The 1,587-nt window shown below is 36.1% G+C and carries 1 protein-coding gene; it reads right to left on the bottom strand.

The annotated features are described in order from the left end of the window. Positions 1–162: 162 nt before the first annotated feature. Positions 163–1,515, bottom strand: coding sequence for a glutathione-disulfide reductase (gorA, locus tag BK820_RS14820; protein ID WP_002122354.1), 1,353 nt, complete (start codon positions 1,513–1,515; stop codon positions 163–165). Positions 1,516–1,587: the final 72 nt, after the last annotated feature.

The following is a 1,587-nucleotide window of genomic DNA, read 5'->3' as shown; positions in this document are numbered from 1 at the left end:
ATCTTTGTGCAACAAAGCCGAGCATGTGCTGTTTGTGATAAATTGAGATTATGTTGAGTGAGTTCTCTAATAATTCTAAGTTGTTGAAAGTTCATAATTTGGATATAGAATATAAAAATAAGAGCAAATATATAAATAAATGCTCTTTTAGATGATCAATGATTAACGCATTGTGACGAATTCTTCAGCAGAAGTCGGATGAATTGCTAAAGTGTTATCGAAGTCTTTTTTAGTTGCTCCCATTTTTAAAGCAACAGCAAAGCCTTGCAGAATTTCATCCATACCGTATCCAATACCATGAATTCCGACCACTTTCTCATCAGTTCCTACACAAATTAATTTCATTTTTGTGAGTTGTCGATGTTCTGTTATCGCTGTATACATGGATGTAAAGGAAGAACTATAAATTTTGATGGCATCTTTACCAAATTTTTCTATGGCTTGATCTTCGGTTAATCCAACTGTTCCAATAGGTGGGTGACTAAACACCACAGTCGGAATATTTTCATAATCTAAATGTTCATTTGGCTTATTGTTAAATAAACGTTCAGACAGTCTTCGACCCGCTGCCACAGCAACAGGTGTTAACTCGACTTTACCTGTAATATCACCCACTGCATAAATGCCAGACTGTGTTGTATTTTGATATGCATCAACATGAATAAAGCGATTCTCGTTCAATTGAACTTGAGTCTTATTAAGATTGATCGCTTCAGTTGCAGGTTTTCTACCAATTGCCCAAATCAAGCAATCTACACTATGTTCTGTACCATCTTCTAGGTGTAATACAAGTGAGTTATCTTGAACTTTAGTCACTTTGTTAATCTGACTATGAGTATGCACGTTAATATTTTCACTGCGCATATTCTCTAATAGTGTTTTACCAAGGAAATGATCTAATCCACGCAAAGGCTGATGTTTACGAATAAATAATTGTACATTCGAACCCAATGCATTAAGAACACCTGCCAATTCCACAGCAATATAGCCAGAACCAACAATAGCAGTCCGCTTCGGTAAGTGTTCTAATCCGAAGAAACCATTGGAATCAATACCATATTCAGCACCTTCAATTTCAGGTTTGAATGCTTGAGTCCCCGTAGCAATTAAAATATGGTCAGCTGTGTACGTTTCACCATTTACTTCAATTGTTTGAGCATCTAAAAATTTTGCAAAACCTCGAATGACATCAACATTATTTTTAGCTAGTCCTGTGTCATACGATGTATGTATTCGGCTGATATAGGCTTGTCTGTTTTCAACTAATTTCTTCCAGTTAAAGGATTTCAATTCTGTATTAAAGCCATAGTCAGGACCATATTTATGAATCGCATCGGCAATTTGAGCTGAATACCACATCACTTTTTTAGGAACACATCCTACGTTGACACAGGTTCCACCAATATCACCCATTTCTATCAGTGCACATTTCTTACCATACATGGCAGCACGATTGACTGATGCAATACCGCCACTGCCTCCGCCAATCGCAATATAATCATAGTGTTTAGACATAAATGAAATTCCTGTTTTTTAGATTTAAAAAGTTAATGATATACGCTGAATTATCAGGAGACTTTCCCTTGG

The organism is Acinetobacter sp. LCT-H3, assembly GCF_001866125.1.
GTDB classification, from domain to species: domain Bacteria; phylum Pseudomonadota; class Gammaproteobacteria; order Pseudomonadales; family Moraxellaceae; genus Acinetobacter; species Acinetobacter schindleri.
Note: the sequence above shows the minus strand (reverse complement) of the source record. Positions and strands in the feature narration are given on the sequence as shown.